General features: G+C 43.8%; 15 protein-coding genes. 12 read left to right on the forward strand and 3 right to left on the reverse strand.

Annotation, left to right across the window (positions count from 1 at the left end; genetic code table 11):
* The first annotated feature begins 45 nt into the window (after positions 1 to 45).
* The 11 genes from nhaC (at position 46) to LROSL1_RS01685 (ending at position 10,620) form a co-directional block, all read left to right on the forward strand.
* Positions 46 to 1,458: a Na+/H+ antiporter NhaC gene (gene nhaC, locus LROSL1_RS01635; RefSeq protein ID WP_178913509.1), complete on the forward strand. Its 1,413-nt coding sequence runs from the start codon at positions 46 to 48 to the stop codon at positions 1,456 to 1,458.
* The gene (locus LROSL1_RS01640; protein ID WP_178913510.1) at positions 1,458 to 2,060 is read left to right on the forward strand and encodes a TIGR01440 family protein; all 603 of its coding nucleotides are present in this window, start codon (positions 1,458 to 1,460) and stop codon (positions 2,058 to 2,060) included. The genes nhaC and LROSL1_RS01640 overlap by 1 nt, the downstream gene beginning before the upstream one ends.
* 27 nt (positions 2,061 to 2,087) lie before the next feature.
* Positions 2,088 to 2,894 (forward strand): bifunctional hydroxymethylpyrimidine kinase/phosphomethylpyrimidine kinase, encoded by an 807-nt coding sequence (gene thiD / locus LROSL1_RS01645; protein ID WP_178913511.1) that lies wholly within the window; start codon positions 2,088 to 2,090, stop codon positions 2,892 to 2,894.
* A gap of 144 nt (positions 2,895 to 3,038) precedes the next feature.
* Positions 3,039 to 4,133: an ABC transporter substrate-binding protein gene (locus LROSL1_RS01650; protein ID WP_178913512.1), complete on the forward strand. Its 1,095-nt coding sequence runs from the start codon at positions 3,039 to 3,041 to the stop codon at positions 4,131 to 4,133.
* Positions 4,134 to 4,141: 8 nt separating this feature from the next.
* Positions 4,142 to 5,059 (forward strand): ABC transporter permease, encoded by a 918-nt coding sequence (locus tag LROSL1_RS01655; RefSeq protein ID WP_178913513.1) that lies wholly within the window; start codon positions 4,142 to 4,144, stop codon positions 5,057 to 5,059.
* The gene (locus LROSL1_RS01660; RefSeq protein ID WP_017260600.1) at positions 5,056 to 5,841 is read left to right on the forward strand and encodes an ABC transporter permease; all 786 of its coding nucleotides are present in this window, start codon (positions 5,056 to 5,058) and stop codon (positions 5,839 to 5,841) included. Before LROSL1_RS01655 ends, LROSL1_RS01660 begins: the two co-directional genes overlap by 4 nt.
* A gap of 1 nt (position 5,842) precedes the next feature.
* Positions 5,843 to 6,892, forward strand: a complete 1,050-nt coding sequence (locus LROSL1_RS01665; protein ID WP_178913514.1) for an ABC transporter ATP-binding protein — start codon at positions 5,843 to 5,845, stop codon at positions 6,890 to 6,892.
* Complete coding sequence (gene hisJ / locus LROSL1_RS01670) at positions 6,892 to 7,764, forward strand: histidinol-phosphatase HisJ (RefSeq protein WP_178913515.1); 873 nt, start codon at positions 6,892 to 6,894, stop codon at positions 7,762 to 7,764. Before LROSL1_RS01665 ends, hisJ begins: the two co-directional genes overlap by 1 nt.
* Before the next feature lie 12 nt (positions 7,765 to 7,776).
* Complete coding sequence (locus tag LROSL1_RS01675) at positions 7,777 to 8,628, forward strand: metallophosphoesterase (protein WP_178913516.1); 852 nt, start codon at positions 7,777 to 7,779, stop codon at positions 8,626 to 8,628.
* Between the two features lie 345 nt (positions 8,629 to 8,973).
* Complete coding sequence (locus LROSL1_RS01680) at positions 8,974 to 9,558, forward strand: hypothetical protein (protein WP_178913517.1); 585 nt, start codon at positions 8,974 to 8,976, stop codon at positions 9,556 to 9,558.
* Between the two features lie 147 nt (positions 9,559 to 9,705).
* Positions 9,706 to 10,620: a hypothetical protein gene (locus LROSL1_RS01685; RefSeq protein WP_178913518.1), complete on the forward strand. Its 915-nt coding sequence runs from the start codon at positions 9,706 to 9,708 to the stop codon at positions 10,618 to 10,620.
* 264 nt (positions 10,621 to 10,884) lie between these two features.
* On the opposite strand, the gene LROSL1_RS01690 is transcribed toward LROSL1_RS01685, so the two are convergent.
* The 3 genes from LROSL1_RS01690 to LROSL1_RS01700 form a co-directional block, all read right to left on the reverse strand.
* The gene (locus tag LROSL1_RS01690; protein WP_178913519.1) at positions 10,885 to 11,658 is read right to left on the reverse strand and encodes a CPBP family glutamic-type intramembrane protease; all 774 of its coding nucleotides are present in this window, start codon (positions 11,656 to 11,658) and stop codon (positions 10,885 to 10,887) included.
* A gap of 90 nt (positions 11,659 to 11,748) precedes the next feature.
* On the reverse strand, positions 11,749 to 12,819 hold the full coding sequence (locus LROSL1_RS01695) for a YdcF family protein (RefSeq protein WP_178913520.1): 1,071 nt from the start codon (positions 12,817 to 12,819) through the stop codon (positions 11,749 to 11,751).
* Positions 12,820 to 12,895: 76 nt separating this feature from the next.
* Positions 12,896 to 13,810 (reverse strand): helix-turn-helix domain-containing protein, encoded by a 915-nt coding sequence (locus LROSL1_RS01700; RefSeq protein ID WP_178913521.1) that lies wholly within the window; start codon positions 13,808 to 13,810, stop codon positions 12,896 to 12,898.
* 132 nt (positions 13,811 to 13,942) lie between these two features.
* On the opposite strand from LROSL1_RS01700, the gene LROSL1_RS01705 reads away from it, so the two are divergent.
* Entirely contained in the window at positions 13,943 to 15,142 is a 1,200-nt protein-coding gene (locus tag LROSL1_RS01705; RefSeq protein ID WP_178913522.1) for an MFS transporter, read from the forward strand.
* Positions 15,143 to 15,154: the final 12 nt, after the last annotated feature.

Raw genomic sequence — 15,154 nt, forward strand, 5'->3', positions numbered from 1 at the left:
CCTCTTAATTAAAGTGGCTTCCCTTTCTGTTAAGAAGGTATCTAAATGAAAAACGATGATAAAGAACATCAGAAATTTGGTTTGGCAGAAAGTATTGTAACGCTGTTAATCATGTTTTCAATTCTGGGCACGTTGATTATTAAGTATCAATTGGCACCACAAATTCCAATTTTACTTGTCTTTACGCTGTTGATGTTTTACGGACATCTAAGGGGATTTTCGTGGGATGAAATTTTCGATGGGATTACAAAAGGCATAACGCCCGGGTTGATTCCAATTATTATTTTCTTGATGATTGGTCTCTTAGTGTCGACATGGCTTTCCTCAGGCACAATCGCAACGATTATGGTAGTTGGATTTAAAATTTTATCGGTCCGCCTATTTTTACCGACAGTATTTTTGATTTGCGGATTGATTGGAATCACTGTTGGCAGTGCCTTTACGACAATTTCCACAATGGGGATTGCATTTATGGGAATTGGGCACGTCTTAGGTTTTCCCTCTGCCTTAATTGCAGGCGCGATTGTTTCAGGCGCTTTTTTGGGAAATAACATGTCACCACTTTCTGATACGTCGAATTTAACAACTGGAATTGCAAAAGTAGACTTATACGAACACTTGAAAACAATGGCACAAACGGTATTGCCATCCGCACTGATTGCGTTGGTTATCTATGTATTTATGGGTAACACGACGCACACTGCTAACTTACAGTCGGTGAGGCATATTAGTTTAGTCCTGACAAAAGCCTTTCCAGTTTCCGTCTGGTCATTGTTACCAATTCTTGTGTTACTGATTCTAGCTTGGCGCAAAGTGCCAGCAGTTCCAACGTTACTTAGTGGCGCCATCACAGCAATTATTTTGAATGTGGTACGTGGTTCAAACGCATCTGTACAGAAAATTGGCACGATGTTGATGAACGGATTCCATGCTTCTACAGGATCTAAAGTTGTCGATAAGCTGATGAGTGGCGGTGGAATTACGAATATGCTAGGCTCAATTTCACTTATTATTTGTGCTTTATCATTGGGCGGATTGTTAATTGAGTTCGGTGTGGTACACGTATTGATTGATAGTGTAAAGAATTTTGTGAATACACCTGGAAAATTAATCTTAATTACTGCTCTAAGCGGTATTGGCATTAACTTTGCGGTTGGTGAACAATATTTATCCATTATCTTGCCTGGAACAACTTTTGAAGGTGCGTTTGATCGCCTACATTTAGAAAGAAAGTATCTATCGCGAACGCTAGCAACGGCAGGGGCAGATATTAATGCACTTGTTCCGTGGGGTGTGAGTGGCATCTTTATTTCAGGCACTTTAAATGTCGACTCATTGAAGTACATCCCGTTTGCATTCTACCCGTATTTAAATCCCTTAATGACAATTATTCTTGGTTTCACGTTTGTCACATGGAAGTATCACGCTGCCCAGGCTAAACGTGCAGGAGGACAGTAATGAACAGCGCTGACTTACATGATCGCGTTCGATTGGAAATTGAGACAGGTGTTAAAGAACTCCTGTCAAAAATGCATCTAGAAGAAAATGATCTTTTTGTTGTCGGATGTAGTACGAGCGAGATTCAAGGTATCCGTTTGGGACAAGACCCTAATCAAGAAATTGGAAACTGGGTCATTTCGGCATTACTCGATGTGCTCATTCCGAGAGGTATCAATCTAGCCGTGCAAGGCGGCGAAGAGATTAATCGTGCTTTACTCGTTGAACGTTTCGTCGCGAAGCAACGACAATATGAAATTGTATCTGTCATACCATCCCTTCAGGCTGGCGGTGCCGCTCAAACTGCCGCGTATGACCTTTTTAAAGATCCGGTAGAAGTGGAACACATCACTGCGGAAGCTGGAATGGACATTGGTGATACTGCAATTGGCATGCACGTTAAGTTTGTTCAGATACCTTTTAGAACTTCTATTCAGACTGTTGGTCAAGCACATACAACTTATTTGGGAAGTAGACCGAAATTTATTGGCGGTGAGCGCGCAATCTACCATAAACGTACACGTGATTTGCCGCCTGACATTATTCCAATGAAGCGTAATTAAAGCAATGGGAGTAGAGGAGAAATGATAATGACAGTACCCCAGGTATTAACAATTGCGGGATCAGACTGTGATGGCAGTGCCGGTGCACAGGCAGATTTACTGACCTTCTTTCATCAGCAAACTTATGGTCTATCGATTATGACATCTTGTGTAGCGGGTAATTCTGTTGGCATTCAAGACAGCACTGACTTACCACATGATTTTATTGTGAATGAATTTGAATCTATCTTTTCTGATTTTCATGTGGCAGGAGCTAAGACGGGGATGCTATCTTCTCCTGATGTGATTGAGGTTACACGTTATTATCTAGAAAGATATCAGGTCAAAAATTTTGTTTTAGATCCTGTTATTATGACTAAGCATGGGGCCCAGCTAATAGGAGATAAGGCTGTAAGTGCAATAATCCGTAAACTGATTCCTATTAGTCTCTGCATCACACCAAACTTTTATGAAGCGCAGGTGCTTTCAGGAATGACTATAAAAAGTGAGCAAGATTACTATAGTGCGGCGTTAACCATTCAATCTGAAGGTGCTAAAAACGTCTTAATAAAGGGTAGTCATGACGATGTTGACGATAAAGGCCAAATTACGGATTATTTACTGAGCGAGGATGGGCAATTGAAGCAGTATAAAAAAGCACTACGCCCAACAACGCATATTAATGGAACTGGTGATACGTTGTCTGCCTGCATCGTAGCTGAGATTGCGAAAGGATCTTCGATTGCCACTGCCGTTCAAACGGCTGAAGATTATCTTTTAAACGCAGTTACTTGGGATTTGAATATTGGTTCAAAGTTTGGACCAATCAATCATTGGGGTACCAATATTAGCTGAAATGTTTTTGGGGAGTGAACCATTTGTGTTCACTCCTTTTTTCTTTACCTAATCCATACCCAACCTTTACATTCCTCATCCCGAATCGTTACATCCGTTTGCTAACCTTATTTCTGTAAGGCAGAGAAAGAGAGGAGCAATTGGATGAAACTAGGTAAACGTTTGGGTGTAGCAGCGGTGACGCTGAGTTTGTTGGGAGTGGCACTAGCGGGGTGTTCGTCGAGCAATGCGGGGGCTGCGACGTCGGATAAATGGTCGACGGTGGTGAAGACCGCCAAGAAGGAAGGCACCGTGAAGTCGGTGGGGATGCCGGATACGTGGGCTAACTGGATTGGTTCGTGGAATGACATTAAGGCGAAGTATGGTGTGTCACATAAGGATACGGACATGTCGAGTGCGCAGGAGTTGCAGAACTTTAAGAATGTGCAGGGCAAGAAGGCCTCTGACATCGGTGATATTGGCATCAACGTAGGGCCGACTGCTACGAAGAAGAACCTGTTGATGCCATATAAGAGTCAGTATTGGGATAAGATTCCGACATGGGCAAAGGACAAGAAGGGTTACTGGGCGGCCGGTTATACTGGCACGATTGCGTTCATCACGGATACGAAGAATGTGAAGGCTAGTGATGCGCCGAAGTCGTGGGCTGACTTAGCGAAAGGCAATTACAAAGTGTCTGTCGGGGATGTGGCTACCGAAGCGCAGGCGCAGTATGCCGTATTGGCAGCCGCTCACGCTAAGGGTGGCAGTGAAACGGACGTCAAACCCGGCATCGACTTCTTTGCTGATTTACATAAGAAGGACCGCTTATCAACGGTCGATACTTCAATTGATAACTTTAAAAAGGGTGAGCAGCAGGTGGCTGTCGTTTGGGACTTCAATGCGTTGAACTATCGCAAACTGATTGGTGGCGATAAGGACAGATTCAAGATCAGCATCCCCACAGATGGCACAGTCACGAGCGGTTACGCGGAAGTCCTGAACAAGAAGGCGGCACATCCAGCGGCGGCCAAACTAGCGCGGAGTTTCATCCTGTCTGACCAGGGACAAATCAACTTGGCGAAAGGGTTTGCTCGACCAATTCGGTCAGACGTCAAACTACCGGACAGCGTAAAGAGTCAACTGTTGCCGGATAGTGACTACAAGAACGTTTATCACGTGAAAAACAACGACAAGTGGAACACGACCACGGTCAAACTTGCGCAGATGTGGCAGTCAGACGTCATGGGCAAGAAGTAGGTCGCTGCATGAAAACAAAAACGAAGATTTTCTCACCATTTCTGATTTTGATGGGTGTCACGATACTGTTACCGATGGTGGCGATGTTACTGACAAGCTTTCATTTGGATGGCGACGGTCAGTTTACGCTCGCCAATTACACGACCATTTTCATGCAGGCATATTATCGACAGGCCATCTTTAATAGTCTTGGGATTTCAATTGTGGCAGCTTTGATTGGGCTGGTTATCGCTGTTCTCGGCGCGTGGGCGATTACACGTTTGTCCGCAAAAGCTCAGGCGGCGGCGTTGACGCTATTTAACATAGCAACGAGCTTTGCCGGAATTCCGTTGGCTTTTTCACTGATTATCTTGTTTGGGAACGACGGCGTTCTGAACGCGATCATGGCAGGTCTTGGCTCAGCGGTCCACAGCCCCAGTATTTATTCACTAGGCGGGCTAATCCTCGCCTACGTGTTCTTTGAAGTCCCTCTGGGCATCCTGTTCCTGTATCCGCCATTTCGTGAAATCAGCCGCGACTGGCAGGAAGCATCACTGATGTTGGGCGCGAGTCGTCGCTTTTATCTAACCCACATTGTGTTACCAATCGTGTTACCAAACTTAATTGAGACCTTCATCATTTTGTTTGCAAACGCCATGGGGACGTATGAAACGATGTACGCGTTGACCGGTAACAACATTGCGACGATTCCGATCATTATTGGATCATTGATCAATGGCTCATTGAACGCAAATATTCCGTTGGCGAGTGCACTATCGACGGTGTTTGTGCTGTCGATTGTCCTTTTAGTGACAATTGGGAACTGGTTAACTAAACGTAAACGGACGTTACAGACCGTAACAGAGGTAGCAAAGAAGCCTGCTCGCAGAGACCACGGTTTGATGGATGGTTATCCAGTATTGATGAGGGGGATGAGGAGTAAATGACGACAGAACGGAAGTGGTCGGTCGGCATCCTCACCATGATTGCCGGACTGTTATTACTGCCAATTTTGGCAACGCTTGTTTATTCGTTTGCGACAAACTGGGTGAAGACGATTTTGCCGGCGTCGTGGACACTGAAGTGGTACGGCCAGTTGGTGACCAACAGCGATTTCATGACGGCGACGATTAATTCACTGATTGTTGGCGCTGCCGCGGTGGTTGTGGCGATGGTCATTTTTCTACCCGTTATCTTTTACATCAACGTATTTGATGAGCGGCTGAAAGCGAAGGTGCGCTACCTGATGGTCATGCCTTACGCGGTGCCGGGAATCGTGCTCGTGACCGGATTAGTCCAAATTTACGGCAACTTGCCGATCCCTAAGTTGATCTTTCTGATTTTAATTATCACCGCGCTCAGCTTTCCGGCGTTTTACCAGAGTCTGGATAACGTCTTCATGAGTCGCGACTTTCGGGGGATGTTTGAGCAAGCACGAATGCTGGGCGAGCGACCAGTGAGTGCGTTTGTCCACGTGATACTGCCAAACATCAAGACGGGTGTTTTCGTGGCGATGTTGCTGACATTTACGACAGGTTTTAGTGAATATGTAATTACAAACATCTTTTTAAACGGTGATTACGAAACGTTCAAAATTTATATGTATCGATTGATGAAGGCCAACGGGAACGCCAACAGCGTACTGACAGTTTGCTACTTTGGGCTACTGATCCTGGTCGCTATCATATTGATGAAACTCTCCGGCAAAGACGTAAAGGCAGGGAAGTAAGATGGACGATTTACTGACGGCTGAACAATTAAACATCGGCTTTAATCAAACGCAGGTGATTAAGGATATGAGTTTTGGCGTCAAGAAGGGGCAATTGACTTCGTTTCTTGGTCCCAGCGGCAGTGGCAAAACAACGGTATTACGTGCCATTGCCGGATTGAACAAACACATTAAGGGACACATTCGGTTGGCCGGTCACGACATTACCAGTTTGCCGCCTAACCAGCGTAACATCGGCATGATCTTCCAGTCTTATGCGCTGTTTCCAAATTTAACGGTTGCAGACAATGTGGCATATGGACTGCGCGTTCAGCGCCGTCCGAAAGCTGAAATCATTAAACGTGTCGATCATATGTTGGAATTGACTGACATGATGACAAAGAAAGATGCCTACCCAGATGAATTGTCTGGTGGTCAAAAGCAACGGGTGGCCCTCGCGCGGTCGATGGTGCTAGAACCACAACTGTTATTGCTGGATGAACCATTGAGTGCGCTGGATGCCAAAATTCGGGTTGAACTGCGCAATCAAATTCGTCGCTTTCAACAGGAACTGGGCATCACTATGATTTTTGTCACGCATGATCAAGCAGAAGCCATGGCGATTTCTGATGATATTTTGATCATGAACGATGGCAAGATTCAGCAACAGGGCAGTGCCACCGATATTTATGAACGGCCACGGAATATGTTCATTGCGAAGTTTATTGGCAATAACAACATTCTTGATGGCACCACATTGCGTAGCCTTGGCTGTGTCGTTAATGAACAACGGCAGTATGTGATTCGACCAGAGTTATTTACGTTTGATAACGGACATCAAGGTAGTCAGGTACAGGAGAATCGTTGCTCAGCGAATGCGGAGGTGATCTCAATTCCAGGTGTGGTCGAGTCAGCGTCACTGCTGGGTGACCGGCTCGAATTTACGTTTGTAACAACAAGTGGGACGCACTTGAAGGTAAAACGGTTGAACACAAGCGATCATCCAAGTGTCGGCCAACACGTGAACGTGTTGCTAAGAAAAAGTGCTGTGACACCGTTGATGGAGGCCTAATGTTAACGAAGACAGAACTAAGCAAGATTGATCGCCAAACATGGAGTGGTCACGCACATACGGAATTTTGTTCACACGGATCTGGTGAGCCAGTGGAAGACTACATTGACGCGGCAATTGCAGCAGGTTTCAAGACGTATTCCATTACTGAGCATTTTCCCATGCCACCGAAGTTTTTCGAAGAGGTTAGCGGTTCGCGTCACGCCATTTACACAGCGGCGATGAATGAACGTGAACTGGATGCTTATTTGGAGAAAATGGCGCTGATTAAAATGCGCTATGCTGACCGAATTCGCGTGTTGGTTGGTTTTGAAATTGATTATTTTCCACGTTACCAAGATTGGACAGCTGCGATGCTGGAAAGGTACGGGCAGCGCATTGATGACGCAATTTTATCTGTCCATTTTCTTCCCACAGCGACCGGCTTACGAACAGTGGATGATAGCGAGTTTGATTTTCGCGACGGCGTTTTAGCAGAATACGGCAGTCCAGTGGAGGTTGCTAACGCATATTTGAGCACTGTCATTGAAGCAGTCAGATGGGATGCGCCGAATAAGCCTGGCCGGTATGGACACATTACGTTGTATCGCAAGTGGTTGCAACAATTCTCAGAGGAGACGGTGTGGAAAAATGATACGACCACACAATTAGTTAACCAGTTACTTGATGGAATTGCCAAACGTGGTGAGATGCTGGACTGCAACATGTCAGGTTTGCCTCGTGTGACCCAGCAGGAACCGTCGCCAACGTTTGCCATTATTGATGAGGCATTGAAGCGGGAAATTCCAATGGTTTACGGCTCTGATACACACAGTGTGGCAGATGTGGCACAAGGCTATCAAACATATGTTGAGAAGCAACTCTATCGGTAGTGAGGGAAAAGGATGAAGCTAACAGTTGCACCAAACGATGCATTTCGGATTTGTCAGCTGACGGACCTATACTTCGGCAGTATGCTATTGAACCCAGCGGATACGCGAACATTGAACGCTTTACGGCACTTTTTTAGCAGTCACACGTATGACCTGATTATTGTGACCGGTGATTTGATCTGGGACAACGAAACGCCGCAGGAAAGCTTGAATGCCTTCTATGACGTATTGAATCAGACAAATACACCAGTTGCGGTAACTTATGGTAATCATGATACCGAGGGGCCGTTAACACGTACTGAAATCCGTGGGTTTGAATCTGAATTACAATTACCGGTGCCAAAGACTAACGTGTCCGTCAATTCAGATCGTGAAAATTACACGCTCGATGTTTATACTGACGACGTACTTCGGAATCGGTTGTTCATTTGGGATAGTGGTGATTATCTCAACTGGAATTTGGGCAAAAGCTATGCACCCTTGGAATTTGAACAAATCGAGTGGTACCTGAAACTTAGTCAGGCGGACAAACGGACGAATCGTGTGGATCTGGGGTTCCTTCATATTCCATTACCAGAGTATGTCGACGCTGCCGACTTCATTCTGGATGGCACAATGGGTGAGCAGACCTGCCCGTCCGATTACAAGTCTGGGTTGTTTTACGAGATGATGCGGCAACACGACATTAAAGGTCTATTTGCCGGGCATGATCACAATAATAACTTTCGAAGTCGGCTGGGTGACATTGAACTAGACTATGGTAATGTCACTGGATATAACGCATATGGCGTGGCTAAGCGTGGTGTGCGGGAGATTGATCTGTATGCAGACCGGTTTGAGACACGGGTTGTGACGTTTGAGTAAAAAAATAATATAATTTTGATAAAGTTAAAAAAATTGCAAAAAATGTGTAATAACGCCAAATGGTAAGAGCGTAGCCTTTAAACACAGGTTACGCTCTTACCATTTGGCGTTTTACATAAAAAGTGGTGCAATACTGCATATGAAGTGATTATAAAGTTAAACAGTCAAGATATTTTTCAACATAAATTAATGAGCTGCCCATTTCATTGCTAATACAATGGAAAATAGCCTTAACTCAGCAGCCTTTTTAGAGCAATTAAACACTAATATTATAGCAATTGCAAAACGTTAACTTTTTCCGATTAAGGAACTATCATTTATTGTGATGAAAGGGGGAAGTCATAATTGAAAGGCGAAGAATATGATCATGAGTCAGATAACGAAAGCGAAAGCAATGCACAGCTGGAGGTGAACTTTTCAGAAAAAAGTTTCAAAGTAGAGGGTCGAGAAACTTTTGTAAATAAGATGTTTCAGGTATTAAAGGCTGAGTTAGAGCAATATACAGTCCCTTCGACCATTTCCAAGAATGAAACAGATAAACAAGGCGACAATCAACCTAGTGAAGATGGTTTTAGGACCTCTAACAACAAATTTATTGAAGCCGGCATTTACACGTATGACGATACAAACGATAAGTTTGAAATCATCACAAGCATGCCAGGTTCTTCAAATAGTCAAAAAATGATTAATATAGCATTGTTACTGTGTCTTTTTTATGATCGTCCAGTGTCTAGAGACGAGATTAAAGAACAGGCAGAAGTTCAAAATGCTTATGATCCAAACAATATTTCCGCACATTTTTCTAAGGATAGGCAGCAGTTCATAAAAACTAAGGCTACTTCAAAAGGCTGGACTGTTAGTTTGACTGTTCCTGGACATAAAGATGCAGTGGACTTTTTGAATGAACTTTTTGAGAGTTTAACAAACTGAGACAATAATTAGATAGTTGGGACAAAAAAATAGCAAGCTGCAACTTGCTATCCAAATTGAGTGTCTTCCACAACCCAACTACCTCATTATAATCAGAAATCGATTATATTTCTAGACACTAATGTTTAAAAGAAATGAGGTATTTTTATGGCGAAATTTAACGAAGCTGTATACAGACAAAACGGTGTTGAAAGAGTAATTAATGTCGACGACATTGTAAAACAATCATCCTATGTTGATGTTGTTGAACATTTGTATTGTCCAGGAAAAGGATGCCACGCCAAACTGGTTTTCAATAGGAAATCAAATGGCACTAACTATTTGAGCAAACATAAAGGGTATGAACACGACACTAAATGCCCATACTTTTCGGATTCAGAAATCGTTCCTAGGGCAGAAACAGAGTATATAGAGGAGGATGGAGCTCTATCTGATGATGGCATCAATAGACGGAAAAAGCAGGCTCAAAGCGAACTAATGAGTTTTCTAAATCCTCAAACTAAAACAAAAAAAGCTACACCAGGTGATAAACCTAAAGCCAGAAATAAGACCGTTGGCAATGGAGAAAAGAACATTGTTATACAGTTGAGATATGACCCCAATGCGGATGGTGTGGAAAACAATAATAATCTAAAAGTAAGAGAACCCGCTTTTTATAATCGTTTGCCACAACAGATCTCTGAACTTGACAGTTTTAAGAATTTAAAAACATCAGCTAGGATTTTGGCCGTTGATGTAAGTGAACAAGACAATTTTTGTACGATTTTAGGTGAATTGGGTAGCACAAAGATAAAATTTATTTTCCCGGAAGCATTCTTTGCAAACACTAGTTCAGTAGTGTCAAGCCAGCTTTCATCTTTCTTCGAAACTTTGAGTCAGTTTGTCAAAAATGTTGATACCGAATTATATATCACTACGCTTTGTCAGACTCGAGAAGTAGACATGACAAATTTGCAAGTTTACGTTTATACATCAAACTTTTTGTCTTTTCAAACACGAAGAAATACGTATAATTCGCTTGATGCTATTGCTATAGCGATTAGTAGAAACTCAGTATTATAGTCGAATTTCAGAGGCCGTTTGAAAGCAAAAACGTTTCTCGCAGAATTTTTCCATTGAAGACATGCAAATTTATTGCATGTCTTTTTTGAAACACAACTTTCAATCTGAACAAATGACAGGTTACTTAGCTCACGATTTTTGAATGTAATAGACTATTGCATCACCGTTTTACCGTACCCTGACCTATGCTGGTCTTAGATGAAGTCTGAAATTAAGTATAGTAGATTAAATCGAGTTAATGGTTCTAAGAAATTTCGTTTACTTTCACCAATTTCCCGAATAATCATACAGCAGATGACTTGCCGTAAACGTCCACAGGTTCCGTGTCCGTAACCACAAACATCCGTCCAGCAGCGTTGGCAGCCCAACATCTATCAGTACTTCTGTCATGTGATAGCTGTAGGAACTATAATGCCAAGCGCCAAACAGCAGTGAAGTGATTAGAAAGGCTAGCCAGTAGCGCAAAGTAGGACGTTTTATCCACAGCAGGGCAACGAAGATGAGTGAGAATAAACTCAACCGAAAAACGTCCTCACTCGGAATTTCGTACCAATTATTGATGACGTAGCTAATGAATTTATGCCATGCGGTGCCGTGAAAAGTCACAGTACTTTCGGCGGTATCGGTCACGGTTTTGACGTGAATTTCGGAAATTAACATGTCGAGGATGTTCGAGACAATACCCTGCACAAACGTGATAACAACAACTGCTAGCACACTTTCAATCAGACCAGTTCGACGTTTGACACGAGGACGGTTGGGCATCCAGCGACTCAACTGCCAGAAAAAGAAGAAGATGGTGCCAGCGGCGTAGTAGCTGTATATGCCGCCGAGCACCGTTATCAAGCTCAAGAACGGCGGTGCAATGAGAAGGTGGAAGTGCTCAAGGTCGGGAACCACTTCGGTAATGATGCCGGCAAACGCACTCCAGGCAATCAAAACCCATGCCAGCGCGGAACTTCGACCATACTTAAAGGCTAGTGTGATGTCATTTTGGTCGTTTTCTTCCAAAATGAAATATTTTTTGATTCTCGACAAACAAACCACCTTCGTTTCGCGTATGTAATGGGTGTGATAGTAGACAAAACGAGTGCTGATTTAAGTAACCAGCACTGAGACAGACTTTTATTAAATAACGTGATACTCAAGTAGCACGGCGAGTCCAGCGAGAATCACTAGAGAGGAAATAGTTAGAGCATGTGCCCACTTGTGCCGAGCAAACACGGCGATATATTCACGGATAATTGCGTTTGGTAAGAAAAATTTAGCAGTGTGCGAACCAATGCCATCAGCTTTTAGGTTGGCCCGTTTGGCAATCATGCCGGCGCGCAGGGTGTGATAGTTACTGGTTACGAAGATGGCATTCGGCTGTTTGCCATCTTCAAACGTCATCAGTTTCTTTGAAAATAACATGTTTTGTAACGTATTAATGGATTGGTCTTCCGCAATTGCATGGTCGGCGGGGATGCCTTGTTTTAATGCATATTCATGCATGGCAACACCTTCAGGTCGGGTTTCGTTACCACCTTGGCCACCTGAAAGAATAATCGTTGGTGCATTGCCGGATTCATCGAGTTGTTGGTGATAAAACTCGATGGCGCGGTCCACCCGCTGAGCTAGTAACGGTGGTACATCACCGCCGTTGATTAAACCACTGCCTAAAACGATGACATAACGCTGATTGCGTTTGGGCCGGTTAAATTGATAGAGGACCAAAACGGTAAGGTAGTTATAAAACCAAAAGAGTAGGTACAGCACGACGATATCGGTCACCATGTTGAAGAAAACGAACCACGGTTGTGGTAGCAAACGTCCGGCCCAACCGTCAATCCAGGGAATCAGTAGCACGCCGATACCGAGAATTAACGTTAACATATTGCCGAGTGAGTGGCTTTCCCTACGCCAGACGATGACGGCATTCCAAATTAACAGGATACTTTGAAGTGCAAACACCAACCCAATTGCAATTATGGCCAAAACAAACGGAACACCGAATAGCACGATCAGAATATGATTTTCCATGTTCAAAATCGTTGACCCCAGCGCCAGCAACATTGAGTAGAAGGCGATGTTAAACCAGATGCCGTTAATCAACCGGCGCTTATCTCGATACCAGGACCAAGCAAAGATTAGTGCAAAAATAATAGCAATCAGCCAGACCGATTTAATTATTGGACCGGCCCCATAGTTGAAGTGCATGAATCTAATTCCCCCTCGTGTTCGTAACTCAATTGTGCAGGTTGAACGCTATTTTGACAACAATTTACAATTAATTTTATGCGCTGGGAGTGCGGTCAACAGCTTCGCGTAGTTGTTGCCAAACGTCTGACGGCATAAAACGTTGCAGGTAGTTAATTTCGTGTGCCAGCAATGCTGGTGTACCAACCTGTTTAACAATGATTAATGCTGCTTGTAGACGATTCAATCCAGCATCTTGTTTACCAGTTAAGTACATAATCATGCCGACAAGAATTTGATATTTAACGGTCTCATAGAATTGCCGAGGATGGATTAACAGGCGTTTGAAGAGTGCCAAAAAGTGCTGAGCAGCTTCTAAGCGATTATGTTCAGCACAGGCACAAATCAAGTTGTTCAAGATGCGGAATTGGGCAGACACATTATCCGTTTGTAAATTCACGTAGGCCAGCCCGCGTTTATACATCAGATCGGCTAAGGTGATCGCCTGATCGACTGGCAGGCACATCAGCGAGTTGCCAAATAAGTAAAGCTCGTAGAATCCCCAATGCTCAGCGCTTGATAGGTAGTTAATGATGAGTTCCTGCGAGGACGACGCCAGTGTTGTTTGGGTTAGTGATGCAATACAGGCATCTAACATTGCGTCATTTAAATCGAGAAAGAGTGGCAACAGCTGTTCGTGGTCTTTTCTAAATGTGCTTTTTAACTGACGTAAAGCGCCAATATTATCTGCCAGATATAAACGGCTCACGTCATGCAAATACTGCTCGTTTGTCGAGTGATCTGACTGTGCGGACTGGTCAAAATAGACGAACTCTGCGATGTCGACATTAATCCGTTCGAGCAGGCGGGTTAATGTTGCAAACGAAATATCAGTTAGACCACGCTCGTATTTGGATAAGAATGACGCAGTAACGATGCCATCACTGACCTCTGTCAGCGACAGATGTTTGCCACGCCGCAATTGACGGAATGTTGCACCCATTGAAGGCATAAAAGACTTCTTTCTATTTGTATAATATGACAATTTGGACACGCTACTCAGAGTCTAATGCTAATGTGAACAACGAACAATAGCTATTTATTAAACGCGTCGACGCGTGATTAATCGATATGAGGTGTTGTCATGATTAAATCACGCTTTAATTTTCAATTTTTGTGGCTGTCTTTCACAGTTTCGACACTGGGCGACTGGCTACTAAAAATCGCTTTGCCAATTGCCATTTATCAACTGACAGGTTCAGGTGCGCAAATGGCCTTTATCTACGGGATTCAATTTTTACCATGGCTGTTTATTTCAGTCTTTAGCGGCATTATGGCTGACCGTTTTGAAGAACGCAAGATTTTGTTCTGGGGTAATTTAGGTGCCGCCTTGGCTACCAGCTGTCTAGCCATCTTAGTGCATAGTCACACAACTGGATTCTGGTTCTATCTATTGATTTTCGTGCAGGCTAGTTTCGCGCCGTTAATGCATCCAGCTTTTCAAAGTATTATTGCACGGATCGTTGATTCAACGAGACTGTATAAGGCGAATGCTTCTTTACAGGTTGTGGACAACACACTGAGCCTAATTGGTCCGATGGTCGGTGGTTTGTTGACTGCGATTATTGCACCACAGTTAGCGGTTTCCATTGATGCGGCAAGTTTTTTAATGGCGGCCATCTTGAGTTTCGTTGTCCACCCCAGCGCAAAACATCGAACTGCATTAATTTCAGAGTCGACAGTAAGCGCCATAAAGGCCGGGTTCGTTGCTTCATATCAAAACAAAATTGTTTGGTATGGGGCTCTGTTATTCTTTTGGACAAACTTGGGTACCAACATGTTTGCCGCTAACTTTATTTATTTTATGCGCCATTCACTGCACACATCTGTTTCGATTGCTGGTATTACGATGGGATTAGCAGGCATTGGGGCTATTATCGGCTCTCTTGCGACGCCATGGTTAAGTCTTCATTTTTCAGCAGGCACCTTAATTGTTGGTACGACATTATTAGCAGGCATCGGCTTGGTTGGTGTGGGCCTGAGTCACCACTTCCTTTCAGTAGCAGCCTTTTATGCGCTGGTTAATTTCTGTGGCAATGTGAATGCAGTGGTGTTCTTTTCATTACGACAAACGGTTATTCCACAAGCAATCCTTGGACGAGTTGTCAGTGTGACACGAATGATCTCATACGCTTCGATTCCCATTGGTAGTTTTCTGGGAGCGGGGTTAGTGGCGGCGCATTGGCCGTTAGCAGTCATCATTGTAGTAGCGGGGATGATTCGTTTTGGCGCCGGTGTATTTGGCTGGTTTACACCTTTAAATAGTTCTTCGAACGTCAATTAATTTGGTCACAAA

The sequence above is a fragment of the Furfurilactobacillus rossiae genome (genome assembly GCF_013394005.1).
In the GTDB taxonomy this organism is placed as follows: Bacteria; Bacillota; Bacilli; order Lactobacillales; family Lactobacillaceae; genus Furfurilactobacillus; species Furfurilactobacillus rossiae.

What these genes read in the sequence shown, in the direction of transcription:
- nhaC (WP_178913509.1), top strand. Translation starts at nt 46, where the DNA reads ATGAAAAACGATGATAAAGAACATCAGAAATTTGGTTTGGCAGAAAGT.
- LROSL1_RS01640 (WP_178913510.1), top strand. Translation starts at nt 1,458, where the DNA reads ATGAACAGCGCTGACTTACATGATCGCGTTCGATTGGAAATTGAGACA.
- thiD (WP_178913511.1), top strand. Translation starts at nt 2,088, where the DNA reads ATGACAGTACCCCAGGTATTAACAATTGCGGGATCAGACTGTGATGGC.
- LROSL1_RS01650 (WP_178913512.1), top strand. Translation starts at nt 3,039, where the DNA reads ATGAAACTAGGTAAACGTTTGGGTGTAGCAGCGGTGACGCTGAGTTTG.
- LROSL1_RS01655 (WP_178913513.1), top strand. Translation starts at nt 4,142, where the DNA reads ATGAAAACAAAAACGAAGATTTTCTCACCATTTCTGATTTTGATGGGT.
- LROSL1_RS01660 (WP_017260600.1), top strand. Translation starts at nt 5,056, where the DNA reads ATGACGACAGAACGGAAGTGGTCGGTCGGCATCCTCACCATGATTGCC.
- LROSL1_RS01665 (WP_178913514.1), top strand. Translation starts at nt 5,843, where the DNA reads ATGGACGATTTACTGACGGCTGAACAATTAAACATCGGCTTTAATCAA.
- hisJ (WP_178913515.1), top strand. Translation starts at nt 6,892, where the DNA reads ATGTTAACGAAGACAGAACTAAGCAAGATTGATCGCCAAACATGGAGT.
- LROSL1_RS01675 (WP_178913516.1), top strand. Translation starts at nt 7,777, where the DNA reads ATGAAGCTAACAGTTGCACCAAACGATGCATTTCGGATTTGTCAGCTG.
- LROSL1_RS01685 (WP_178913518.1), top strand. Translation starts at nt 9,706, where the DNA reads ATGGCGAAATTTAACGAAGCTGTATACAGACAAAACGGTGTTGAAAGA.
- LROSL1_RS01695 (WP_178913520.1), bottom strand. Translation starts at nt 12,819, where the DNA reads ATGCACTTCAACTATGGGGCCGGTCCAATAATTAAATCGGTCTGGCTG.
- LROSL1_RS01700 (WP_178913521.1), bottom strand. Translation starts at nt 13,810, where the DNA reads ATGCCTTCAATGGGTGCAACATTCCGTCAATTGCGGCGTGGCAAACAT.
- LROSL1_RS01705 (WP_178913522.1), top strand. Translation starts at nt 13,943, where the DNA reads ATGATTAAATCACGCTTTAATTTTCAATTTTTGTGGCTGTCTTTCACA.